Origin of the sequence: Glutamicibacter sp. 363, from assembly GCF_052379505.1 — a bacterium.
Taxonomy (GTDB): domain Bacteria; phylum Actinomycetota; class Actinomycetes; order Actinomycetales; family Micrococcaceae; genus Glutamicibacter.
In genome coordinates this window covers 13128-37510 of the sequence record NZ_JBQSYR010000008.1, presented here as the reverse complement: position 1 = coordinate 37510, position 24383 = coordinate 13128, and the positions used below count along the sequence as shown (strand labels likewise).

Sequence of the window (24383 nt, the reverse complement as noted above, 5' to 3'; positions counted from 1 at the left end):
CCGCAAATAACAGTAACCTTTCAAGTATGAGGTTTATGAGATTGGAAGACGTCGCCGAAGAGCTGAACGTCAAGCTTCCGCAGGTACGCGCACTGGTGAAAAGCGGCGAGCTTCCGGCGATACAGATTGGTGGACGCGGCATGTGGCGGGTAGAAAGGGTCGAATTGGAAAACTACATTCAGCACCGCTATGCCCAAGCCCGCGAGGAAATCAGCGACGGCAGCGAATAGCGCATGTGCAGGCGACAGCAGTAAATCCCGACCGAGGGACAGCCCCGGACGGGATTTACATCCAGGAGTTCAACTATTTCTGCATAAAACGTTCCAAAGATGCCTTCACGAAGGGAGCTTGGTCTTCGTAGTTCTTCGCGAATCGTTCATCGGCCACGTACATCTCGGCCAACCCCAATACATATTGTCTTAGCTGCGCTTCATCTCCCTCATGGCCCGGAGTTCCGGGGATGCTATTGAGCCAAGCTACATGCTCCGCAGCAATTTGTTGGGCTTGGTCACCAGTTGGGTCTATGCCCGAACGCCCAGCCTGTATCCACTTTTCATTTAGGTCCTTCACCAGCTGCAGCTGTGCGGCCTGTTGGCCCTTCGACTGTCCGCGCCACCACTGATCCGACTTTACGTAGCTCTCTTGGCTCCAACGGGCGACTACCTCGTCTTTGTATTGTTCGTTGAAGCCGTCGAAGGCTTGATCTACATTCATGCTCTCTCCTGATTTTAGCGATTGGATGGTGTGCCTCAGGGCGTTGATTTGCGCATCTAAGGCAGCGCGTTGGTTCCGCAACTCGGTGATATGGGTTTGGAGGGCAGAAATCTCATCTTGATGCTCGTCAATGATTTCGCCAATGGTTTCCAGCTTCAGGCCCAACTGACGCATTAAAAGAATGCGCTGCAGGCGCACCAACTCATGCCGTGTGTAAAAGCGGTACCCATTGTCTGCGGTCCAGCTCGGATGGAGCAGACCGATATGGTCGTAGTGGCGCAGGGTTCGACTACTCACACCTGCGGCCCGTGCCACTTCGCTGATCGAGTGCGCACCACCGGGATTGGTCGGCAGAAAATCGTTCATGGCTACCACGCTAAGGGTTGACGCAGCGTCAAGGTCAAGGCGTAGTGATGATTCTGCAGACAAAGTTGTCCTGCAAATACCAACCTTGTGTAGATTTACTATGAATGCCGATTTCGGCACCGACTGCACCCGCACCAGGAGCGGAATTGGCACCGACCATTACCCAACGCCGTTGGGCGCTGTATACGCTGTTTTTCCTTCCCGGGCTGACGATGTCCTCTTGGGTTACCCGAACACCGGCCATTCGCGATCTGCTCGAAGCTACCCCCGCCAAGATGGGGCTTGTGCTCTTCGGCTTGTCCGTAGGATCGATGCTTGGAATTATCTTCTCCGGAAAGCTCGTTGCGCGTTTCGCGGCCCGTCCGGTGATCCAAGCAGGCTCATCCGCCGTGATTATCTCTATGCCGCTGATTGGAATGAGCGCCCACTTCCAATTGGAATGGTGCGTCGCCGCGGGTCTATTCATTTTCGGCGCCGGAATGGGCAGTGCAGAAGTTGGCATGAACGTGGAAGGCGCCGAGGTGGAACGAATCACCAAGAAGCCATTCCTTGCCAGCCTGCATGGCTTCTTCTCGCTCGGTACCGTCATTGGGGCGAGCCTCGGGATAGTCTTCACTTCGCTGGCCTTCCCCGTAATTTGGCACTTAGTGCTCAGCGGCCTGCTTTCCCTCGCACTATTCTTCTGCGTCAATCGCTATCTTCCGCAGGGAACCGGCAAAATCGATATGCACAGGCAAGATGGAGAAGCGCCGCAGCGCACCGCGCGGTTGTGGCTGGATCCTCGCCTGTTGCTAATCGGCTTCATCGTCTTGGCGATGGCGCTCGCCGAAGGGTCCGCCAATGATTGGCTCCCGCTAGTCATGGTGGACGGCCACGGATTTGACCCGGCCGCGGGCTCCCTGATTTTCACCGGCTTCGCGCTGGCGATGACCATTGGCAGGTTCTGCGGCGGCTGGTTCATCGCACGTTTCGGCGCGAGCCGGACTTTTGCCGTGAGCGCCTTCCTCGGTGCGTCCGGCCTGTCCGGCGTCATCTTTCTCGAAAGCCCGGTTCTTGCAGGCAGCGCAGTCATTCTTTGGGGAATTGGCACCTCGCTCGCATTTCCGCTGGCAATTTCTGCCGCTGGAGCCTCGGGAAATGATCCTGCAGGACGAGTAGCTGTGGCAGCAACCATTGGATACATCGCATTCCTGGTCGGTCCGCCACTCCTCGGATTCGTGGGTGATGAATTTGGGCTGCGTCAGGCATTGATCCTGCCTTTGTGCTTTGTCATCGTGGCGATGTTCTTGTCCTCCGCAGTGTCCGAGCGAAAGATCAAGATTGAAAGAGTCCATAGCGAAACCGTTGAAGACAGTGACCCGCGACACTAAATTCAGCGCATTCGGCAGAATGTCGGCTCTAAGGTACCCCAAGGTACTAGGACTGATCATATTGATCACTCATCAATAGGTCGGTTGCACACAGTGATTGATTTGGTATTTACTGGTTTCAGTTGAAGTCATCGGGTTACCGCCTGGCATGGCTTACGCCGATCACCGCAAAGATCACCCATATCTTCGCTGGCGCATCTAGACACGGGACAAATACACCGTCGTCGGGCATCGAAAGGTCTGATCAAGAGACCCGTACACGCTTCCCCGTTTTGAGGAGAAACGTGGACGGGTCTCTTTGCCGTTGTACCGCAGGGCAGTGCAGCCCAAAACGATCCGGACCGCCGAAACCGTTGAGCTTGTCGACGCTGTGACACCGGTGGCCGACGCGCTGAAACAGCTCCTCGGGTCCTAGGATCAGACTCGCTCCTCTGACACAATGAGCCCGTGGGAGCACATACGTTGAACATGAGAAGCAGCCGGAACTTCTGGAGTCCCTGGTGGGCTCAGATCGTTGCGGGGTTATTCGTTGTACTGCTTGCCGTTGCTCCTTGGCTCTGGTTATGGCTTGGGCAACGAGACGAGTCGCTGTTGCCTGCTCCGAATTCCGATGCAGCGGGCCTGATTATTGTTTTGTCTCTTGTCGCTTTACTCGGCGGTTGGTTTGCCCGAGTCATTGGGCGGAGTGCGACGAGCTTCGCGATTCTGACCGATGTGGGCATGATGCTCTCCCTCTTAGGACTTGCAGCGCAATGGATATTGGGCGGCGACCCGGATTTTCTGCAGGGAGGTGCCAGCCCCGAAACCCAAGGGGAACTATGGGTTTTCGGAACACTGCTGGTGATTTCCCAGGTCCTCTATTTTGTCATCGCAAAATTGCGGCTGAGCGTGGTGGCGCTGGTGGTCGCCTTGCTCGCATTCAGCGTGGGCCAATGGATACAAATGGTGGCGACTTATACTCCGGCAGATCCGAACATCTATTCCTCGCTGATTTACGCCGGCCCGTTGCTGCTCGGACTCGTGCTGGGATTCCTCGGTTTTCTCCGAGCCTGGCACCTGGTTCTCTGGATTGTTGCCTTGGCAATTCAATGGATCATGCCCGCGGTGATCTCAGCGGTAGTCACGATCCTGGAAAACCCTGTGGGGTCATGGGGCGAGTCCTTGAGCGAATTCGGCGGGCTGACCGTAGCTTCCGTGCGGCTATCCGACTGGATCATTCCGGCGTTGGTGACGCTTGCGACGGCGATGATGGTGAGCGTCATTCTGCTCATCGTCCGCAAGGTCAGGCGGCGCTCCTACTAGCCCCGCTGCGGCCAATGCGCTCGCAGCCTTGGAATGCAGGCAAATTCTGGAATACTCGAAGGAGATTGGACCTTCAGCACCGGGCACCACCTGACGTAAAGGAAGATTCGTGATGGACAAGGACGACACCAAGGTAGCAAGTACCCTGTTGGCTCAGGAATTGGGCGATCTTGAATTAGCGAATCCGATCAAGCCAGGGAGTTACTCGGCCCAGCGGATCAGTTCCGCTTCCGGCGCCACGCTCGTGCAGATCGCTTTTGACGCGGATGTCGAATTGGCCGAGCATAAGGCAGCGACTCCCATCATCGTGCAGGTTCTCGACGGGCAGGTGGACTTCAGCGTGGGTGATCAGACTCATCAGCTGAGCTATGGCGGAATGATCCGGTTGGAGGCAGGTGTGGTCCATGCCGTTTACGCGGAAAACCCTGCCCGCATTCTGATCACCTTCATCGACGCCTAGGGCTGTATCAGCTGGCCGTTCTCTCCTCCGAATAATTCTGCGCTGAGCTCCGCGACCGGAAGCGGCGCAGAGGCGGCCAGTGCCGAGACATGAGTGGCGGGCACCGGCAGCCAGCGCAGCTGGTATTCTGCCGGGTGCTTCACCTCGATCCAGCGCCCCTCACGCTCGGCACGAAGCGCACGCGCCGATAGCACCGGGACGGCGGACGGCTCTTGGCGCAGCCCCGTGCCCGAGGCTTTGAGCAGAGCCTCCTTCGCCGACCACGCGATGAGGCGCACCCGATCCGCGTTGGCCTCTCGACGAACCAGTCTGCGTTCCGCGGCGGTGAGCGCCACGTCATCAAAACCGGCAAAAACGCCTTCGGGGGAAAAGCCGGGCCCCCGCTCGATGTCGACTCCAAGGTCGATCTGCTTCGGGCCAACTGCCGCAATGAACATTTTGCGGCTACGCGAAAGCGAGATCGAATGCTCTGGGGTTGCAGGTTTCCCATGCTCTACAGAGCCACACGAAGTGCAGCGACGTGAGATCCGCAGCTGCTCGGCCATCGCCAGATCGCCGTGCTGGACATGCGCCAGCAACAAGCGCAGCAGCGTGCGCGCCCCGAGGAAGGCCGCGCGGTCTTCGGCCTGCAGGAAGTCGGTGGCGCGCCTCGCCTCGGTGCCAAGAATCCGCTCTGGACCGCCGAATTTCTCCGCCGCCAGCTCGACCTCGCGGGCGGTAGCCACCGCGTAGAAAATCTGTGACTGAGAATTTTCGATGCCCATGTGCTTAAGCCTACGTGCTGGAATTCGGCAGGGGAGGAACCACGGGTCCCGCCGGGTAAGGGTCAGTGGACCGCCTGATGCATCAAAAAAGTAAGCCAGCTTACGTCTGCGCGCGATAAGGCGACAAACTGGGAAAATGATGTGCAAGCCGGGCCAGATTATGGAAAGGTGTTGCGTAGAAGTACTTTCGGTGGCGAGCTTGGGGCGGCTTTCCTGATGGGGTGGGTGCCGATTGAAAGAACTAGCACACGCCGCTCGGACATTGCCAGATTCCCTATGAACCGTGATGGATGAGCGCCGCCGACTGATAGCAAGTAGGGACATATGAGGAATCCGGGACGCACCGCAGCACTGGCCTTGGCCGTGACCATGACAATCGGAACCGGCGCTCAGGCAGCCGCAGCGGCACCGGCATCCGCAGATGTGCCGAACTCATTGCCGACGGCGAAGCTCACCGTCCAAACGGCCAAATCGGCAACTATCAAGCGCACCACGGCAAACCTGCGGTTGCGCGAACGGGCCTCAACCTCCTCAGCCACGTTGCTGGTGATCCCGAAGGGCACCAAGCTCAGCGTGCTGGCGACCAGCAATGGTTGGAACAAGATCAAGTACGGCGGGAAAACCGGGTGGTCCGCTGGGTCATACCTGGAAAAGACTTCGTCCACCACGGATTCCAAGGGCGGTTCGGTCCGCTACACAACGGCGAACCTCAACCTGCGCACCGGGGCCGGGACCGGCTACCGTTCGCTCGGCGTGATCCCCCAGGGGGAGAAGGTCACCGTTTCGCAGACATCCAAGGGATGGGCCAAGGTGTCCTCGTCAAAGGGGACCGGCTGGTCCAGCGCCAGCTACCTGACCTCGAAGGGGTCTTCGTCGAAGCCAAGCAACCCGAAGACGGACTCCCCGGAGGGCTCGCGCTATACGACCGCGAACTTGAATCTGCGCACCGGGGCCGGAACCGGCTACCGCTCGCTTGGCGTGATCCCGGAGGGCGAAAAGGTCAATGTGCTGCGTACCTCGGGCAACTGGGCCCAGGTCTCCTCCTCGAAGGGGACCGGTTGGGTCAGCCGGACCTACCTGGGCGGTGGCGCCTCGAACACCGAACCAAAGACCCCGCCCACCGCCAAAAAGTCCGCGTACACCACGGCCAACCTGAACGTGCGCTCCGGGGCCGGAACCAGCCACCGTTCGCTCGGCGTGATCCCCAAGGGCGAGAAGGTCACCATCCACACGACCTCCAGCGGCTGGTCGCAGGTGAGCTCCTCCCAAGGCACCGGTTGGGCCAGCAGCGCGTACCTGTCCACGAGCGCCAAGAGCGACAGCCAGCCCAAGGGCGAGGACAAGGACGACAGCGTCCGCCCTATCGGGGGCAGCACCCAGTGGACCACCGCGAACCTCAACCTGCGCAGCGGGGCAGGTACTAGTCACCGTTCCCTCGGCGTGATCCCGAAGGGCGAAAAGCTCACCGTCCACCTGACTACGGCGGGCTGGTCGAAGGTGACCGCCTCCGAGGGCACCGGCTACGTCAGTGCCGACTACCTGAGCGACGAAAAGCCCTCCAGCGCGCAATACCGCTGGACAACCGGCAGCTTGCATCTGCGCACCGGCCCGGGGACCAGCTACGCCAGCAAGGGGATTCTCCCGGCCTATGGGCGCGTGCAGCTGATCAGCGCGCAGAACGGCTGGGCTAAGGTGACCAGCAGCGTCGGCACCGGATACGTCAGCTCCCGCTACTTGAGCACCGCAGAGCTGCACCCGGTGCGCAGCGATACCCAAGTGGTCATCAAGCAGCTGCGGCAGCTGTTCGCCGGTGACTTCACCTCGCTGGGCACGGTGCGTCCCGGATCCGTTGGCCACAGCTCCGGCAAAGCCGTGGACGCGATGATCGGCAACTACCAGAGCGCCGCCGGAATCGCCGCCGGAGACCGCATCTCCCAGTTCCTGCTGGATAACCGCAAGCAGCTGGGAGTCCACTACCTGATCTGGCAGGACAAGATCTGGTTGTCCGAGGCGAAGGGCTGGGAGCCGTACTCGACCTCTGGCAAGTACGGCACCCAATTCACCGACAACTGGAATGACACCACCCGGCATATGGACCACGTCCACGTGGAAACCTACGGCGATTCCGCCACCGGAGGCGCTCTGGATTACAGCGCGCTGAACGGCTAGGCAAGTAGAGGGCTGCGGATCCTGTCCCCTGAGGGCAGGGCCGCAGCCCTTGCGTTTCCCTGCAGGGGTATTGTGTCTCACCGCACGCGCAAGGACAGACTCTGCTGCGCTTCAGCCGCGGAATACGGCATGTTGGATCTCCACCGAGATCCTGTATTTCTTATTGCTTCGAGGAATGGAATGACCTGAAGCGATCATCCGGAAAAAGCGCCAATCGGTAAATCAGCAGTCCGGGCTCCGACCGGTGCCTGGCATGGGCGCTCTTAGCCGGGCGCAGCAATGGTAGTTGATAGCTGCCCGCGGTTACCTATCCAGCCATGACGGTGCCGCAGCGCTCAGCCCTTGTTATCCTCGGCCCAACGGTGTCATTCTGAGGTATGGGTGCGAACATCACTTGGTATCAACCTCGCCGCCGCCGGGCGTCGGCTGCAGCCATCGTGGCGGCGCTCGCCGTGCTGCTCTCCGGCTGTGCTCCCACCGAAGGGGCCGAGGACTACCCCGTGCCGCATCACAGCTTCGTCAGCCGCCCGGATCTGACGCCGCCGAAATTGGCAGTTTCGCACGGCGAAACCGCGGCCGCAAAGCACGGGGGAATGACCGAGTATATTTTCTTGACCCCGGGCTACGAGACCGGCACTCCCTCATCCGGGGCGATGATCTTCGATGCCCAAGGCGAACTTGTCTGGATGGAACCGATCGACCCGGAGGACCCTAAGGACAACTATTTTGACCTTCGTCCGCAGGAATACCGCGGCGAAACAGTATTAACGGTCTATCAGGGCACCAGAGACGGAGGCCGCGGCAATGGCGAGATTCTCATCCTCAACGCCGCCTACGAACAGATTGCCAGCGTCACCACCGGCGGTTCTCTAGGTCCGGGCAAGGCAGACTTCCACGACTCGACCATCACCGCAGCCGGCACCATGCTGATCGCTTCCTATGTGCCCACCCCGGCCGATCTGTCTGCCGTGGGAGGCCCGGAGGATGGAAACATCGAAGATGCGGTGATCCAAGAGGTCGACATTGCCAGCGGCGAGGTGATCTTCGAATGGAGCGCGCTGGATCATGTTCCGCTGACGCAGACGATGCTGGATTTCGACTCCGAACGGGCCGCGCAGACGGAGGACGAGGACGAACTGGGCACCGCGGAAAAGCCTTTTGACTACTTCCACATTAATTCGATAACCGAAGACCACGACGGCGCAATTCTCGTCTCGGCCCGGCATACTTCGGCGGTGTACCGGCTGGACCGCACCACCGGGGAGGTGGTCTGGACGTTGGGTGGATCGGCCAGCGACTTCGACCTCGATGAGGATGCCGTGTTCGTCTGGCAGCATGACGCGCAGCGAGCACCCGACGGGACGCTGACGCTGCTGGACAACCACGCCAAAGGAGATGAGAGCGAACGGTCCTCCCGGGGGCTGCGGCTGTCACTGGACGAGGGGGCAATGACCGCCTCGGTGGTCACCGAGTATGCTCCGCCGCAGGAACGGGCGGCCGGCAGCATGGCCAACGCCCAAGAACTGTCCAACGGCAACATGCTTATCGGCTGGGGCTCGCAGTCCTATTTTTCGGAATACAACCATGATGGTGAATTGCTCTACGATATCTGCCATGGCGATGCCTGCTACCCGGAAGGATTCTCTGGGGGAGGCACCAGCTACCGGGCGTACAAGGCTGCGTGGCACGGGCAACCATCGACCGACCCGCAGCTCACGCTCCGGGATCGCACCGCATACGTCTCCTGGAACGGTGCTACCGAGGTCGCGCAATGGCGCCTGCTAACCGGGGACGACGCGGCAACCGCAAGCGAACAGGCCACCGTCGAACGGGAGTCCTTTGAAACAGCCATCCCGTTGCCCGGCGATGCACGGTACGTCGTTGTTGAAGCCTTGGACGGCAACGGTGAGGTGCTTGGCAGCGCAATGCACCAGGAGTAAGCGACTGGCAGGTAGGCCGGTGTGGATTTCGACAGCTCGGCTCGTCGGGTTAGCTCGCTGACTCCGACACAAGTGGCCGCTGCATCGCCGAAGGCCCGGAGCAAGGCCATGGCCTTGTCTTCGGCGGTGCGTGCATCGCGGGATTCCGGATCCTGGGAAGTCAAACATGAAGTGGGCCGATCTGCATGCAATTCATTGCCTGAAATCGGCGGAATCCACCATTACCGGATTCGGCGATCTAACCGCGGCGGGGATCCGACATGCATCCCCCAAGATTGCATGTCGGATCCCCGATTTCCGCCCCCAGCGGCGCCGGCTCAGCGCACCACGATGGTGATCGCCTTGCTGGTCCGATCGACGGTGATCTGGTCCCCGCCGGCTCCATTGAGCGCAGGCAGCGCCGCGGGCTCGGCGTTCGGCACCGGCTCGACCGGGCTATCCGCGCCAGCGTCCGCACCTTCTACCGGTGGCACGGTCTCGCTCACGCCCTGTGCTTCGTCCAGGACGCCGGCACCGGCGTCGGCCGGCTCCTGGGCCCCGAGCGGATGCAGCGGTGCACCCGGCCGCCAGAAGGTGTAGCCCCAGTTCGCCGACCACTTATAGGACCACCGCGAGCGGTTCCCGTTGGCCCGCAGCAGCACGTTCGTGAAGCGCACGTCGTGCCCGCTGCGCGCCAGCATCACCGGGCCGGGATTGCCCGCGAAGCTGAACTGGTCCAGTACGGATCCGTTCGGAGCGTGCGAGCGGAAGGTCAGTCCGTTCAGCCGCACCGTGTTGATGCCCGGGTTGTAGAGCCGGATGTTGGCGCGGATATAGGTGTCGCGGCCGGAGCCGAGGAAGACCGGGGTGACCTGGATCGAGTACCAGATCCGGGAAGCGGCCTCGAGCGCCTTGCGGGCGTCGATCCGGCCGAACCCGAAATGCTGGTCCCGGCCCCCGGAACCCAGGTCCCGCGCCGTCAGCTTGATGATGTCCTCGACCTCCCAGGAGCGCAGCGCCGGATCGACGGCAAGGATCAGCGCCATCAGTCCCGCGACATGCGGTGTCGCCGAGGAGGTGCCGTTGAACGTGTTCACATAGTTGCCGCCGGAGTAGCCGCCGGAACCCATGATGTCGGTGGTCGGGATCTTGACCCCGGGCGCCACCACGTCGACTTGCGGGCCGTAGTTCGAGCCCCACCAGGTCTCGCCGTCGAGGCTGGTCTTGCTCTTGCGCTGGTCCCACTGGTTGCTGGCCCCGACCGCGAGGAAGCCGCGGATCGAGGGGGAGAGGCGGGCCGGGTAGCCGACCCCGAGAATGTCGCCGTTGCCGGTGGCCGCCGCGATCGGGGTGCCCCGGCCGCCGCGCCCGGTGGCCTGGGCGTAGCGGAACGCGTTGGTCACCACGGTGCTGGTGGGGCTGCCCCACGAGTTGGACAGCACATCGGCCCCGAGGTCGACCGCCTTGCGGACGCCGGCGGCGATGATGGCGTCGGTGGTGGACCAGAAGCCGTTGCCGATGCCGTAGGCGATGCGGATGTGCCGCACCCGGCTGTTCGGCGCGACACCGGCAATGCCGCGCCCGTTGTGGGCGGTGGCCGCGACGATCCCGGCGCAGGCCACCCCGTGGCCATCGGCCGACCTGGGGGCCGGGTTCGGGTCGTTGAAGCGCGCGTCGTAGCCCGGGGCCAGGACGTAGTCCTCGTGCGCGTTGCCGCCCTCGTCGATGACCGCCACCGAGATGGCGGAGCTGCCGCGGGTGATGTCCCAGGCCTCGGGGCAGCGGATCTTCCTGATGCCCCACTGCGCCGGCAGCAGCGGGTCGTTGGGCGTGAACGCCGGGCCGGTGCCGTTCGGCTCGGCCGTTTCCACGAGCTCCTCCAGGGTGCTGGTCAGCCGCGGGGCGATCCGCACGAAGTTCGGCACGGCGTACTCCACGCCCTCCTGCTCGTGCAGCTCGTTGGCGATGGCCAGCGCGGAGTCCGGCGCGCGGGTGGTGCGCAGCAGGTAAGCGCCGGGCTCCGGGTAGTCCTCCTGGACGGTCTGAAGATGGTGCTTTTTGATGAGCTTCGCCGCGGCGTCGGCGCCGGGCTCGAACTTGGCGATGAGCTCGCCCTGGTCGATCAGCGCGCTCGGCGCGTCTTCGCCGTCCCCGGCCTGCGCGGCCACCGGCTCGTAGATGTCCACTGCCCCGGCCTCCGCGGCGGCTTGCGCCCCGGCTGGCCGCGCGAGCGGCGCGTCCTCGACGCGCATGACCACGAGGTTCTGGTCGGTGACCCGCAGCAACTGGACCGGGTGCTGCGGGTCGTGGGATGCCGCCGCGGCGCGGGCGTTCATGGCCTCGGCCTGATCCGCGTCTGCATGGATGGCGACGAAGTTCGGTGATGCGGCCAGCGGAACCCGCTCGCCGTCGGCGTAGTAGTAGGCCTGCGCCTCATTGTTCTCTGACATTGGATTGCTCCTGGAGCCGATAACGGATGCGGCGCCCCTTTGCGCCGCACCCCCTAGGAGCGCCGGCGGCGGCCGGTGATACACCGCCGCCCAAAAAGTTTCCGCTCAGCTGCCCGGGCCGGCCCGCCAGTCGGAGCCGAACCAGGCGAAGCTGCGCTCCAGCGGCCCGTCGCAGGCCGCGGCGAGCGCCGCGGGCCCCTCCTGCCCGGAGGCGAGCCGGCGGTGCAGGCCTGCCATGGTCCGCTCTGCCAGGGCGTCGGGGATGTCGGTCAGCGGCGCCACGACGGCGCCCACCCCCATGGCGAGCAGGCTCGAGGTCAGGCCCAGCGCCTCGTCCCCGGGGCGCAGCCGCCCCCGCCCGGCGCTGCAGGCGGAGAGCACCACCAGCGAGGCGCGGATCGGCACTTGCTCCAGCTCGTGGGCGAACAGCGAACCGCCGTGCAACCGCAGCGAGGAGAACAGCGGGCTGTCTTCCCGGTGCTGCCCGTGGGCGGCGATGTGGACGACGTCGTAGGCGGCCAGGGCGGCTTTGAGCGCGGCCGGTTCGGCGGGGACCGGCCGGGCGCCGGCCCAGCAGCCGGCCACCGCCGCGCATTCGGTTTCGGCCAGCGCCAGCCCGGGACCGGCAACCACGGCCACGCTGGGTGGGCCGGCAAGCCTGACGCCGCCGGCAGCCCAAGCCGCAACCGAGCGGTTGAGCGTGAAACCGCGGTGCCGCAGCCGCGGCAGCATGCCCCAGGGCAGCCTGGCCAGCTCCCCGCTGGGGATGATCACCAGCGGGGCGTTGCCGAGGTCCTCGGGCAGCACCAGTTGCTCGAGCCGTTGCAGCGCGGCGTTCAGCGAGGAGCGCACCGCGCGGGACAGCGGGCCCGCCGGCGCGTTGCCGGCCGCCGCGGTGTCGGCCAGGGCGGCGGCGATCAGGTCGGAGACCTCTGCCCGCCCGGCCAGCGGCAGCAACCGCGCCGGAGCGCCAGGCGCCAGCTGCACCAGATGCAGCGCGTCCGCGGACCAGAAGTAGCTGAGCACGCCCACCGCTGACAGCTCGGCACGGCCCACCGGCCCGGGCAGGTCTTCCGGTTCATGGGTGCGGTGGGTCCAGTGGTGCTCGCGCAGCTGCCTTTCGATTCTGCCGGCCGCGACGCGCAGGGCACCTGCCGGACCCGGTGCGGCGGTGCGCAGCTCTTCGCGCAGCCGGCGCAGCGTGGCGAACAGGGCGGCGGCCGCGTCGTCCGCGGGCGGCAGGACCGAGGGCACCTCGGCGAGCGCCGCCCGCCAGCGTTCGGTGGCCCGCAAAGCGGTCCAGCCCTCGCCGCTGGCAGCCACCCGCGCTAGATCGGAGCGCATGATGGGGGCCAGATGGACGGCGACGGCGGTACGCAGATCCAGGCTTGCCATGCCGGCGCGGGCGGCGGCGGTATCCCGCGCCGCGGCGCGCAGCAGGCGGCCGCGCCGCGCCGGGTCCGTGGTGGTGCAGAGCCCTGCGAGGACGGCCAGCAGGCGCGTGGAAAGGTAGGGGGAGGCCCGCATGCGGCGCAGGCCGCGCAGGGCCTGCGGATCGCCGGGCTCCGGCTCGGGTCCCTCCGCGGCGGCGATCAGCTGCAGGGCGGCGGCCCGATCCGCGAGCCAGGGCCGTCCGGTGGCTCGGGCATCGGCGGCCAGGGCCGCGGCCTGCGCCGCAAGCTGCGCTTTCCCGGGCTCGGAGCCCAGGACCAGCGCTTCGAGCCGTGCGGCCCGGGCCTCCTGGGTGCGGGCCGTTTCGCCGCGCCCCGCGGCCTGCGCCAGGACCCCCTCGGCGAGGCGGACCGCCTGGCCGGGGTCTCCGGCGAGCGCGGCGCAGCGGGCCTGGTCCAGCCGGGCCTCGGCCCATTCTTCGGCCAGCCCGGCCAGCTGCAGCTCGGCCACGGCCTGCTCGAAGAGCTCGGTGGCCTCCTCGATGAGCCCGGCCTCCAGCAGCACGCGCGCGCGGTCGTGGCGCGCGACGGAACGGTCCACCTCGACCTCGAGCCCGTCGGCTTGCGCCATGAGCTGCAGGGCCGCTGGCAGGTCCCCGCGCAGATACTCGACGAATCCCAGGTTGTGCAGCGCCATGAACCGGTAGGCCGGCAGGTCCTTGCCCAGCTCCGCCGCCGCGCGCAGGTCCGCGGCGGCCTCGGCCAGGGCGCCGGTCTGCGAACCGATGGTGCCCTTGTTCAGCAGCAGCCGCACGCGGTCATCGAGCGGGAGCCGTGTTGCGTACTTCACCGCGGGCCGCAGCTGTTCCAGCGCCTCCTCGAAGTTTCCGGCTCTGGCGTGGAGCACCCCGGCCTGGATGCGGGCGAGCGCCACGAGATTGTCGTCTGCGGCGGTGGCGGCTTCTTGCAATACCGCCTCGATCTGCGCCAGCGCCGCGGGAAGCCCGCGCGCATCGCAGATCAGCCAGGATTCGGTGAGCCGGATCCGCTGATCGAGGTCCATGCGCTCGGGCCGGGGCAGCGCGGCCAGGTGCCGGCGGGCGGTGCCCAGCAGCGCGCCTGCCTCGGGCAGCCGGTACGCGGCAATGGCCGCCCGGGCGCCCCGGTAGGCTTCGGTTGCCGCCGACAGGTGGTCCTCAAGCGGCATAACTAGAACTCGATGACTGGTGTCAGCACCGGCTTCGCCTCCGGGTCCGCGGGCCGCAGCAGGAACCGGATCGGCCCGTGCGGGATCGAGCGCCAGAGCAGCCGGCCGTTCACATCCGAGGTTGCCCAGTGCGCGGTGCTGCCCGCGTAGAGCGCCACGTCGAGCCCGCCGCCGGTCACCCAGCCATCCACGCGCAGCGACCCGTCCGGCTCCGGCGCGGTGGACACCATCAGCTGCAAGGCCGAGCTGGTGAAGGTGACCGAGTCGGTGGCGCTGGTTTCGGCGGCGCGCAGCGCCGGAGCCTGGCCTTCCAGCAATGTGGCAAGCTCCGCATTGAGGGTGGCCAGGGAGAGCGCAAAGAGCACCGTGTCGTCCAGCGTGGGCGGCGGCGGGTCCAGGGTGTCATAGATCGCCGCGAGCTGCTCCAGGATCGCGGTATCCAGCCCGTCCAGGGGCCGCTGGTGCGGCTCGAATTGCTCGTTCATTGGGTGCTCCAAGCCGGGTCGGCGGTCAGGTAGGTGCGCAGGGTGTCCAGGCAGCGCCCGCGGGTGGGGCCGATGGACCCGACCGGGATGCCCAGCGCCGCGGAGAGGGCGGCGTAGTCCGGCGCTCCGCCGCGGCTGATGACGCGCAGGATGGCCTGGCAGCGCGGCGTCAGTCGGGAAAAGTGCGCCCAGAGCGTGCGCCGGGCCTCATCGCGCAGCAGCGCCTCGGCCGGACCTGGCATGGGGCCGGGGCCGAGGTCTGCTGCACCGGGTTCCGGGTTCTCCCAGGGTTGGGTGCGCCCGCGATCGCGGGCCACGCGCCAGGCTTCGCGCCGCACCGTGGTGCCCAGCCAGGCGAGCACGGTCTGCGGGTCCCGGATGGTTTCCGCCCGATCCACCAGCCGCAGCCAGGCGGTCTGGACCACATCCTCGGCGTCGGCGCGCTCGAGCCGGCAGCTGCGGGCCAGATGCCACAGCGTGGGATTCAGCAGCCGCACCAGCTCTTCGAGCAGTTCGCGCCGGCCGCCGCGGAACTCTTCGAAGAGGGTTGCGGCCTGCCCGACGAGGTCAGTATCCCCGGTCATGGCCGTTGCCAGCCCAGCGTGGTTCCCAGCGCCGTCCATCCGCGTTCCAGGCGTTCGGCCAGCCCGGTGGCGGCGGTCTCGGCCAGGGCGCGGGCGAGCTCGGCGGCGAGCACCGGGGCGGAGAAGGAGGTGCCGCTCCACACCCCGAAGCCGCCGGTGAAGTCATCTGGGTCCAGCGTGGCGCGCGGCAGCCCGGAATTCTGCAGGGCGGCGATCATCTGCCGGTCCCCGCCAAGGTGCGTGGGCATCGTGGAGACCAGCGCCGCGCCGGGGCGGTGGCAGCTGACCCATGGCCCGGCGTTGCTGAAGTAGGCGACGCTGCCGTCCGGGTTCAGCGCGCCGACCGAGCACAACGGAAGCAGCCCGGCGGCGGCAGGTCCGGCGGCGAAGCCTGCCGGGTACATCGGGGCGGTCGTGGAGTTGTTGCCGGCCGAGGCGACGACCAGCACGCCGAGGCGGCCGAAGTCCTCGAGCAGCGCGCGCAGCGGGGCATCGGCAAGCCGGTCCGCCGGGGCCTCGTGGTAGTAGCCCAGCGAGAGGCTGAGCACGTCGATGAGCTCCGCCTGGTCTCCGGACGCAAGGGCGGAGAGCTGGCCGGTGCGCAGCGCCTGGAGCGTGGCGATCAGGCAGGATTCGGAAACCACGCCGTCGTCGGCCATGACCGGGATGCCCAGGATGCGGGCCTCGGGGCAGCGTTGGCGGATGAGCCCGGCGATGAACGTCCCGTGGCCGGCGAAGGGCGGCAGCGTGCCGTCCAGCGGGTTGCGCACCGGTTCGGGGACCGCGCAGCCCGGTACCGTCCCGTGCCGCCCCAGCAGCTGCCCGTCGACGTGGACCTCTGCGGTCGCGGTGGCCGGGTCCTGGAACCAGGGATGCTGCTCCAGGCCGGTGTCCGGCACGACCACCACGGGCGCGCGCTTGGTGCGCGGGCGGCCGTCGAGCGGGTCCGGCAGCACCACCGACACCGGGGTCCGACCGCCCATCCCCGGTGCTCCGTAGCTGGTGGCCGGCGCCCCGGCGACGCCAGCGTAATAAGGCACGCCCGCATAGTAGGGCACCCCGGCGTAGTACGGGGTGGCGACCAGCGCGTGGTCCAGGGCCACCCCGTCAGCGGCCCCCGCCCGGCGCAGCCGCCTCAGCAGCTGCCAGGCATCGACATCCTCCGGGTCGCCATGCAGCACCAGCCGGCTGACCGGCGGTGCGAGCTTCACCGGGGCCTGTTCCCGGCCGGGCTCGATGCCCAGCGGCGTGGCCTCCACCTTGATCCCCAGCTCACCGGCCACCTTGTTGATGGCTGCGAGGCGGCCGGCGATCGTGCTCGGCTCCGCTAGGAGCATCAGGGAATTGGCCACATAGGCGGTCGCACCGCCGGAATGCGGCACCACCGTGCGAAAGTTCCAGGCCGCTGCGACCAGCGGGTCAAGGTGCGGGAAGGGATTGCTGGCGACGGTCAAGTGCTCGGTCATGATGGTCCTCTCAAGGTCGAGTTCTTGAGACTTAGGAGGGATGAGGCTCCGCGGTGATACATCAATGCTGGAACAGAATTTTCGGCACCATTCCAATATGCCTGCATCCTACGCCGGATCCGGGTTCCGCGCACCGCTGGAGCGCCTGCTCAAGGCGCAGCCCCGGCCCATGCAATGGGCTAGCGGAGCAGGGCAGGGGCGCCGCACATAGAATGAAGTGGTGAGCGAGCAAACTGAACGAGAACTTTTCGAATTAGTGCAACCCATCATCTTGCGGATCGATAAGGAAGATCCGTCTACCGAGGATGAAGGGATCTCGGCGGTGGCCCGGGCCGCGGTCATTGCCTACCTGCAGAATCCGCAGAACCCGGAATGGCAGACCTGGGCTAGCCAGGCCTTCGCGAAATCGGTGCGCCGCGCGAATCCGAAGATGTTCGCCAAGGTCTTGGAAATGTTCCCCGAACAGATGATCAGCGAGGTGGGCAAGGCCCAAGCCGTCGGGTTGCCACCGCTTCCCGCCACGGACTTGCCCAAGCTGATCGCCAAGCTGCAGGTCTCCGGAACCGAGCTGCCAAAAAGCGACGAGGCGCTGGTCGCCTCGGTGAACATCGTGCTGAACAAGTCCTTGGACATGTCTACGGGCAAAGCCGCCGCGCAAGCAGCCCATGCGCTCTTCGCCTGGCTGACCGAGGCACGGCCAACCATCATCGAAGGTTGGCTCAAAGTCCACGCGCCGGTTGGCATCAAGCAGCTGCCGCGCAACGAGTTTGATCGGCTCTCCGCTCAAGCGTCCGGTCCGGTGATCCAGGACGCCGGGCGAACCGAAATTGAACCCGGCTCGACCACCGCATTTGTTCTCTGCGCTGAGTCGTAGAGCTCAGCTTTAGCTCGGGTATCCGCGAGCCTCATTTGTGTGTCATGATTCTTTTTGGCGGTAACAGTCATGTCACCACAGCGGATGGCTGTTCACTTTCGTGAGCCACTGAGGATCGGCAGAAATGCCTTGTCACGAAGGTAAATAATTTCATGTATGCCAACCGTGTACTGAGTCTTGCGCTCGCAGCGGTATTAACCGTGGGGCTGGGAATGCCGGCTGCCGCTTCAGCGCAGATTCGACCGGAATCCGCGGTGGAAATTTCCGCGGTGAAAGCGAAGATCTCCAAGAAGACCACGGCGAATTTGATTCTGCGGAAAACCGCGTCAAGCACATCCGCCGCGCAGCTGGTGATTCCGAAAAATACCACGCTATCGGTGATCCGGAGCAGCTCCGGATGGGACCAAGTAAGTTTTGCGAAGAGGACCGGATGGGTCTCATCAAAATACCTGACCACGGTTGGGGTTCCCAGCGAGTCCAAGCCCAAGGCAAGCGTTTATCGCTACCTGAAGTCTTTCCAGCCCCTGCGTCAGAAGGCCTCTGCCGCAGCGCCTTCGCTGACCGGTGTGATCCGTAAAACCAAGGTTCAACGACTCGGGTCTTCGGGAGCTTGGACACGCATTAAGGCCGGACGCACGATCGGGTTCGTACCGACCAACCAGCTTTCCACGTCCCTTCCGGCCGCAGTGCATCGGTACACGAAGTCCGCGCAAACGGTCTACAAATCAGCTTCCACGAAGGCATCCACCGTCACCCGTGTCGGGGCCGGTGCAAAGCTCGAATGGTTGCGCACCTCGGGAAGCTGGGCTTATGTCTCCGCGTCCGGTGCCAGGGGATGGATATCCGCAAAGCAGCTATCCAGCACGAAGCCAAGGGTCGATAAGGTCATTGGGAATCGGTGGATGATCACTCATACCGTGGTGCGCCAGGGCAACTGGAACAAGGCCAAATCCTTGGGGATGATCAAGGCCGGCGACAAGGTCGGCCTCTACCTGAGCAAGGGGTCTTGGTCCAAGGTGCAGACAACGCGCGGGACCGGTTGGGTGCCCACCAGCAGCCTCGTGAGCAGTTATTACAAGCCCCATTCCGCCGCATCCCGCTGGACCGTGAAGCAGACGGCACTGCGCTCGGGCAACGCTGGATCGAGCCGGCGGCTAGGCACCGTGGCCAAAAACGAAAAGGTGTCCCTGCATGGCACCTCCAACGGTTGGTCCCGAATCAAATCATCCAAGGGTACCGGCTGGGTGGCCACCCGGGTCCTGACCGCGAGCAAGCCCGTCGGCAACGTCCTCAAAGGCCATCGTTGGACGGTGCAATCCGTGGCGGTGCGCGCCAGCGCTTCGGCAAAAGCCAAATCCTCTGGCACCATCCGTGCCGGGGCGAAGGTTGGGTTCTACACCGCCAGCGGCTCGTGGTCCAAGGTGAAAACCTCCCGAGGCACCGGCTGGATAGCATCCAGCGCGCTGGTCAACAGCGCCTACAAACCGCTGAACAGGCTCAAACGCTGGACTACAAGCAACGTGCACTTGCGCGCTGGCTACTCCAGGGCGCACCAGTCCCTGGGGGTGATCACCTTGCACCAGCCGGTCACCGCACACGGAAGCGCCAACGGCTGGACGCGGGTGAGCACCTCCGAAGGCATCGGGTGGATCAGCTCCGGCTACCTCTCGGCTGCCGAGCCCACGAAGCCTGCGCCCGACAAGCAGCAGAGCAACAGCTACCGATGGACAACAGCCAACGTCAACCTGCGGGCTGGCGCCGGGGTCCATCACCGGGGCAAAGGCGTCGTTCCTTCGGGCGAGAAGGTCACATATTTGACGTCCAGCACTGGCTGGGCGAAGGTGAAAACTTCCAGAGGCAGCGGATGGATCAAAGAAAGCTACCTATCCCGGCGGGCCCCGGCGGCCCTCCAACCGGATGCGCGACGCGTCATGAAGGCAATCGACGGCCGATTCCGCGACACGGTCAGCGGCATCCACACGATTCGCAGCGGCTCGGCCGGGCATAGCGCAGGCAAAGCAGTGGACTTGATGATCCGGGACTACAAGAACAAGCGCCGGATCGCTGAAGGCGATGAGCTGGCCCAGTTCCTGATCGACAACCGCGCTCAACTGGGTATCTATTACCTCATTTGGCAGGACCGGATTTGGCTTCCGACGACAGGCTGGACTGCGTACTCCGGGTCCGGCAAGTACGGAAACCAGTTCTCGAATAACTGGAACGACACCACCGTGCATTTGGACCACATCCACGTCGAGGTCTACGGGGACTCGGGCACCGACGGCAGGCTGGATCTCAGCGCGCTGCCACGCTGAGCGTGAAAGCTGCTCCGTCGGAGGGGCTCGCGGCATTGCCGCCGAGGGCCCCAAAAGTGCCGCGAGGAGCCAACCCAAGAAGGGCCAGTCCGAGATCTCGGACTGGCAACGGTGGCAGGCCTAGTGCGCGCCGGCATACATCTGGTCTGCTGGTGAGATGGACAAATTTATGCACAATCCGGAAATTCAGGCAGACCGACCAGCCGCAGGCTGGAGCGGCCGCATCGACGGGAGCGGCAAGCAGCACCTGCGCTGGCATCAGCACGTCGCCACCGGGCCCTCCGGGATGCCCGCGCCGCAGGCAGGTGGCCGACCGGTGGCCCTGCTCGGCTTCGCCTCGGATGCAGGAGTGCTGCGAAACCAGGGAAGAATCGGCGCAGCCAAAGGGCCAGCCGCCCTGCGTGCCGCGCTCAGCTCGCTTGCCATCCATGAATCGCGCATGGTGTGCGACGCCGGTGACATCGTGGTGGTCGGCGACGAGCTTGAGGCAGGCCAGCGGCGACTAGCCCAGAGCGTGAGCCAGCTGCTCAAGTCCGGGATGCTTCCCGTAGTCCTCGGGGGCGGGCATGAGACGGCCTACGGATCCTTCGGCGGCCTTTTTGATCGGCTTCAGCACCAGCCGGATGCCCGCATCGGAATTCTCAATCTTGATGCGCACTTCGACCTGCGCAGCGCACCACGGCGAAGCAGCGGGACACCGTTCAAGGACATAGCCAACGATATGCACGCCGCCGGACGAGAATTCAACTATGCGGTTCTTGGCATCAGCCAGCCGAATAACACGCGGCTGCTATTCGAAGAGGCAAAGGCCCTCGGCGTCACGTATCTGCTCGACGAGCAATGCGGGGCAGGATCTTTGGGGCAGGTCGCCGAGTTCGTAGATCTTTTCCTGCAGGGCATCGATCAGCTGTATCTGACGATCGATCTCGACGTCTTGCCCGCCGCGGTTGCGCCCGGGGTGAGCGCGCCAGCAGCCTACGGGGTTCCGCTAGAGGTAATCCATGCGGTCTGCCGGCAAGTTGCACAAAGCGGAAAGCTTGCCCTGGTCGATGTGGTCGAACTTAACCCGCGCTTTGATCTGGACGGACGTACCGCGCGCACCGCGGCGCGGCTGATCAACACGCTGGCAGGGGTCTAGCAACCACATATATTTCACAATAATTGCGTCACCAAATTTGAATGTTTGACCCCTCAAACATTATGCTGTGTGCAAGCGGATTTTTCGTGGCGATCAAATGTGAAATGGTGTGGGCAACGGTGCAAACAGCGCAAAGTAGACGACATGGGTCGCGGCTTCTGCGCGCCCTGACCCTGACCTGCGCTTTAGCGCTGGTGCTCGGCGGATGCGGTGCGTCCAAGGAGCCGGAAGCGAAGCCCGCGCAGGACGGCCGTCCGGTGGTGCTGACGACTTTCACGGTCCTTGCGGACATCGCAGAAAATGTTGCCGGCGAACATCTGCGCGTGGAATCGGTGACAAAGCTGGGGGCCGAAATCCATGGCTACGAACCAACCCCGGACGACCTGCGACGTGCCTCCCACGCGGATCTGATCCTCGACAACGGGCTGAATCTGGAAGCCTGGTTCGAGCAATTTGTCCACGACAATCCGGCACCGCACCTGACGGTCAGCGACGGGGTGGAGGTCATCTCCATCGCCGAAGATGCCGGTATCGGCAAACCCAACCCGCATGCCTGGATGAGTCCGCTGAATGTCAAGATCTATGTGGACCATATGGTCCAAGGCTTCAGCGAACTCGATCCCGAGCACGCGGCGGACTTTGCCGCAAATGGCGAAATCTATAAGAACAAGCTGCAAGCGGTCCAGGACCAGCTAGCGGCAGACCTCGCCCAAGTGCCGGAGCGGCAACGCGTGCTCGTCTCCTGTGAAGGGGCCTTCAGCTATTTGGCCCGCGATGCCGGACTGCGCGAAAAATATCTCTGGGCGGTCAACGCCGAATCCATGGCCACCCCGCGCAAGGTCGCGGCAGCCATCGACTACATTCGCGAGCACGAGGTTCCCGCGGTCTTCTGCGAATCGACGGTCTCCGACTCCGCCATGCAGCGCGTGGTCGAATCCACCGACGCCGCGTATGGCGGAACGCTCTTCGTGGATTCCCTCTCCGAGCCCAACGGTCCGGTGCCCAGCTATCTGGACCTCATCACCCATGACGCGCAAACCATCGCCCGTGCCCTCCGAGGAGAACTCAAATGACACTTGCAATCGACGTTGACGCAGCGACGGTTCACTATGGAACGGTCCTCGCCCTCGATAAGGCCTCGGTGCAATTGGAGCGCGGATCCGTCTGCGGATTGGTCGGCATGAACGGTTCCGGAAAATCTACGCTATTCAAAACCATTATGGGGTTGCTCAAGCCCGATACCGGCAAGGTGCTGGTCAACGGGTCCAGCCCGCTGCAGGCGCGGAAATCCGGGGCTATCGGCTACGTCCCGCAGAATGAGGCGGTCGACTGGGACTTCCCGATCTCGGTGCGCGAGGTCGTGATGACCGGACGCTACGGGCATATGGGCTTCACCAGGCGTCCGAAAAAGGCGGACCAGATCGCGGTGGACGCCGCGCTCGAACGCGTGGACCTGGCCGAGCATGCGGGACGGCAAATCGGGCAATTGTCCGGCGGGCAAAAGAAGCGCGCCTTCGTGGCCCGCTGCATTGCCCAGGAATCAAACATCATGCTCCTGGATGAACCATTCGCCGGAGTGGATAAGCGCAGCGAAGCGACAATCACCAAGCTCTTGCGCGAGGTGGCGGACCAGGGCGGAAGCGTGCTGATCTCAACCCATGACCTGCACGCCTTGCCGACCTTGGCGGACCAAGCGATCCTCTTGATGCGCAAGGTCCTGATGCAAGGAGACCCGCAATTGGTCTTGCAACCTGAAAATCTTGCCATGGCCTTTGGCCTGGATCCGATGAACCGAGGCGGCGCAGCATGAATCTGATCGAGTTATTAGCCGAACCGCTGAGCTACACCTTCATGGTGCGAGCGCTCGCCGTCACGGTCATCGCGGCGATCCTGTGCGCGGTGCTCTCCTGCTGGCTGGTGCTGATCGGCTGGTCGCTGATGGGAGATGCGGTCTCCCATGCGGTGTTGCCCGGGGTTGTGCTCGCTTACATTGTCGGCGCGCCCTTCGCTTTGGGGGCCCTGGTCTTCGGCTTCCTAGCCGTGGCGCTGATCGGGGGAGTCCGGGACACCTCCCGGCTGAAGGAAGACGCGGCCATCGGCATCGTCTTCACCACGCTCTTTTCCTTCGGCCTGGTGCTGATCTCGGTCACCCCGAGCCATCTGGATTTGAACCACATCATCTTCGGGAATCTGCTGGGAGTCTCGGCCGCAGATCTCTGGCAGGTCATCATCCTTGGGGCCGTGACCTTCCTGATTCTGGTCTTGAAGCGCAAGGACTTCACCTTGTACGCCTTCGACTCGACCCACGCGCACGCGCTGGGGATGAATCCGCGGTTGATCGGGGCGGTGCTCCTGGGCCTGCTCGCCATGACCTCGGTGGTGGCCCTGCAGGCAGTGGGGGTCATCCTGGTGGTGGCGATGCTGATCATCCCCGGGGCCAGCGCCTATCTGCTGACCAACAGCTTCGGCAAGATGCTGATCATCGCTCCGGGCCTTGCCGCGTTGGCTGGGATCATCGGAGTGTACGTCAGCTACTACGTGGATGCTTCAACCGGTGGCATGGTGGTGCTCTCGCAGGGCGCGATCTTCGTCTTGGTCTACCTGTTCAGCCCGCGGCAGGGACTGGTGGCGCACCGGCTCATGTTGCTGCGCCGCCGCAAAACCTTGGAAGCCGCCGCCAAATAGCGGCGCATTCGGCGACGGATCAGGGCAGGGAAGAAACCCAGACCGATTCGGTGGCCCGGGTGCCGAGCCGGATCACCGAGTCGCTGCCGTTCGCCGAGACCTCCAAGGTATCGGAAAACGGGGCGCCGGTGGCGATGGTTAGCCGCGCGCCGACCGTGATGCCGTTCTCGGAGAAATACTGCAAAAGTTCGGAATCCGAGTCGGAGATCCGCTCCACCGTCACCTTTTGCCCCGGCTGCGCTTCGGCGAGCAGGATTGCGACCGGAGTGGAGACCGCGCCCTCCGCGGTGGGAATCGGATCCCCATGCGGATCACGGGTCGGGTGCCCGAGCAGCTCGTCGATGCGCTGAATCATGAATTCCGAAACCGCATGTTCAAGTTGCTCGGCCTCATCGTGGACCTGATCCCAGCGGTAGCCGAGCATCTGCACCAGAAAGGTCTCGATCAACCGGTGCCGGCGCACCATGGTGACGGCGTACTCGCGGCCGAGCGCGGTCAGCGAGACCGCACCATAGGGTGCGTGGTCCAACAGTCCTTGCTGGCGCAGCTTGGCCATGGCACCGGATACCGTGGACAGCTTCACCCCGGCCTTCTCGGCGATGACGGTTGGGGTCACCGGCTCATCAGACCATTCATTCAGGCTGAAAATGATCTTGAGATAATTCTGCGCACTATCCGAAAGCTGAGTAACCGACACGCTTTCATCATAGTCAACTGCGCGCAC

20 protein-coding genes are annotated in these 24383 nt (G+C 64.4%); 12 read left to right on the top strand and 8 right to left on the bottom strand.

The annotated features are described in order from the left end of the window. The first annotated feature begins 35 nt into the window (after positions 1-35). Positions 36-230 (top strand): helix-turn-helix domain-containing protein, encoded by a 195-nt coding sequence (locus ACT3UA_RS06315; protein WP_096283152.1) that lies wholly within the window; start codon positions 36-38, stop codon positions 228-230. Between the two features lie 73 nt (positions 231-303). On the opposite strand, the gene ACT3UA_RS06310 is transcribed toward ACT3UA_RS06315, so the two are convergent. Beyond that, positions 304-1080 (bottom strand): MerR family transcriptional regulator, encoded by a 777-nt coding sequence (locus ACT3UA_RS06310; RefSeq protein WP_444615700.1) that lies wholly within the window; start codon positions 1078-1080, stop codon positions 304-306. A gap of 146 nt (positions 1081-1226) precedes the next feature. Between ACT3UA_RS06310 and ACT3UA_RS06305 the strand changes: the two genes are divergently transcribed. From ACT3UA_RS06305 to ACT3UA_RS06295, 3 genes are all read left to right on the top strand, one after another. Beyond that, positions 1227-2450 carry an MFS transporter gene (locus ACT3UA_RS06305; RefSeq protein WP_255248316.1) on the top strand — a complete coding sequence of 408 codons (1224 nt, stop codon included), beginning with the start codon at positions 1227-1229 and terminating at the stop codon, positions 2448-2450. A gap of 468 nt (positions 2451-2918) precedes the next feature. Further along, positions 2919-3752 carry a hypothetical protein gene (locus ACT3UA_RS06300; protein WP_141393438.1) on the top strand — a complete coding sequence of 278 codons (834 nt, stop codon included), beginning with the start codon at positions 2919-2921 and terminating at the stop codon, positions 3750-3752. Between the two features lie 112 nt (positions 3753-3864). Continuing rightward, a complete protein-coding gene (locus ACT3UA_RS06295; protein ID WP_096283148.1) occupies positions 3865-4212 on the top strand; it encodes a cupin domain-containing protein in 348 nt (115 codons plus the stop codon). Here the strand turns inward: ACT3UA_RS06295 and ACT3UA_RS06290 are convergent. Continuing rightward, entirely contained in the window at positions 4209-4976 is a 768-nt protein-coding gene (locus tag ACT3UA_RS06290; protein WP_444615699.1) for a 4'-phosphopantetheinyl transferase family protein, read from the bottom strand. The two genes, ACT3UA_RS06295 and ACT3UA_RS06290, sit on opposite strands and share 4 nt — an antisense overlap. Positions 4977-5300: 324 nt before the next feature. Between ACT3UA_RS06290 and ACT3UA_RS06285 the strand changes: the two genes are divergently transcribed. Then, complete coding sequence (locus ACT3UA_RS06285; protein ID WP_444615698.1) at positions 5301-7145, top strand: SH3 domain-containing protein; 1845 nt, start codon at positions 5301-5303, stop codon at positions 7143-7145. Positions 7146-7522: 377 nt separating this feature from the next. After that, on the top strand, positions 7523-9085 hold the full coding sequence (locus ACT3UA_RS06280; RefSeq protein ID WP_105650304.1) for an arylsulfotransferase family protein: 1563 nt from the start codon (positions 7523-7525) through the stop codon (positions 9083-9085). A 317-nt stretch (positions 9086-9402) separates the two neighbouring features. On the opposite strand, the gene ACT3UA_RS06275 is transcribed toward ACT3UA_RS06280, so the two are convergent. The 5 genes from ACT3UA_RS06275 to ACT3UA_RS06255 form a co-directional block, all read right to left on the bottom strand. Continuing rightward, positions 9403-11514 carry a S8 family serine peptidase gene (locus tag ACT3UA_RS06275; RefSeq protein ID WP_444615697.1) on the bottom strand — a complete coding sequence of 704 codons (2112 nt, stop codon included), beginning with the start codon at positions 11512-11514 and terminating at the stop codon, positions 9403-9405. Positions 11515-11619: 105 nt separating this feature from the next. Continuing rightward, complete coding sequence (locus ACT3UA_RS06270) at positions 11620-14112, bottom strand: CHAT domain-containing protein (RefSeq protein ID WP_444615696.1); 2493 nt, start codon at positions 14110-14112, stop codon at positions 11620-11622. A 2-nt stretch (positions 14113-14114) separates the two neighbouring features. Continuing rightward, the gene (locus ACT3UA_RS06265; protein ID WP_105552917.1) at positions 14115-14597 is read right to left on the bottom strand and encodes a hypothetical protein; all 483 of its coding nucleotides are present in this window, start codon (positions 14595-14597) and stop codon (positions 14115-14117) included. Next, positions 14594-15181, bottom strand: a complete 588-nt coding sequence (locus tag ACT3UA_RS06260) for an RNA polymerase sigma factor (RefSeq protein ID WP_105552992.1) — start codon at positions 15179-15181, stop codon at positions 14594-14596. Before ACT3UA_RS06260 ends, ACT3UA_RS06265 begins: the two co-directional genes overlap by 4 nt. Further along, positions 15178-16743, bottom strand: a complete 1566-nt coding sequence (locus ACT3UA_RS06255) for a S8 family serine peptidase (protein WP_444615695.1) — start codon at positions 16741-16743, stop codon at positions 15178-15180. The genes ACT3UA_RS06260 and ACT3UA_RS06255 overlap by 4 nt, the downstream gene beginning before the upstream one ends. Before the next feature lie 124 nt (positions 16744-16867). Between ACT3UA_RS06255 and ACT3UA_RS06250 the strand changes: the two genes are divergently transcribed. The 6 genes from ACT3UA_RS06250 to ACT3UA_RS06225 all read left to right on the top strand — a co-directional run bounded on the left by ACT3UA_RS06250 (position 16868) and on the right by ACT3UA_RS06225 (position 23659). After that, a complete protein-coding gene (locus ACT3UA_RS06250; protein WP_105552919.1) occupies positions 16868-17521 on the top strand; it encodes a peptidyl-tRNA hydrolase in 654 nt (217 codons plus the stop codon). A 152-nt stretch (positions 17522-17673) separates the two neighbouring features. Then, on the top strand, positions 17674-19836 hold the full coding sequence (locus ACT3UA_RS06245; protein WP_444615694.1) for an SH3 domain-containing protein: 2163 nt from the start codon (positions 17674-17676) through the stop codon (positions 19834-19836). Between the two features lie 169 nt (positions 19837-20005). After that, positions 20006-20974, top strand: a complete 969-nt coding sequence (gene hutG, locus ACT3UA_RS06240) for a formimidoylglutamase (protein WP_444615720.1) — start codon at positions 20006-20008, stop codon at positions 20972-20974. 104 nt (positions 20975-21078) lie between these two features. Further along, a complete protein-coding gene (locus ACT3UA_RS06235) occupies positions 21079-22047 on the top strand; it encodes a metal ABC transporter substrate-binding protein (RefSeq protein WP_444615719.1) in 969 nt (322 codons plus the stop codon). After that, a complete protein-coding gene (locus ACT3UA_RS06230; protein WP_105552922.1) occupies positions 22044-22784 on the top strand; it encodes a metal ABC transporter ATP-binding protein in 741 nt (246 codons plus the stop codon). The genes ACT3UA_RS06235 and ACT3UA_RS06230 overlap by 4 nt, the downstream gene beginning before the upstream one ends. Further along, the gene (locus ACT3UA_RS06225; RefSeq protein ID WP_105552923.1) at positions 22781-23659 is read left to right on the top strand and encodes a metal ABC transporter permease; all 879 of its coding nucleotides are present in this window, start codon (positions 22781-22783) and stop codon (positions 23657-23659) included. Before ACT3UA_RS06230 ends, ACT3UA_RS06225 begins: the two co-directional genes overlap by 4 nt. A 19-nt stretch (positions 23660-23678) precedes the next feature. Here the strand turns inward: ACT3UA_RS06225 and ACT3UA_RS06220 are convergent, their stop codons facing one another. Then, positions 23679-24356, bottom strand: a complete 678-nt coding sequence (locus ACT3UA_RS06220) for a metal-dependent transcriptional regulator (RefSeq protein WP_444615693.1) — start codon at positions 24354-24356, stop codon at positions 23679-23681. Between the last annotated feature and the right edge of the window lie 27 nt (positions 24357-24383).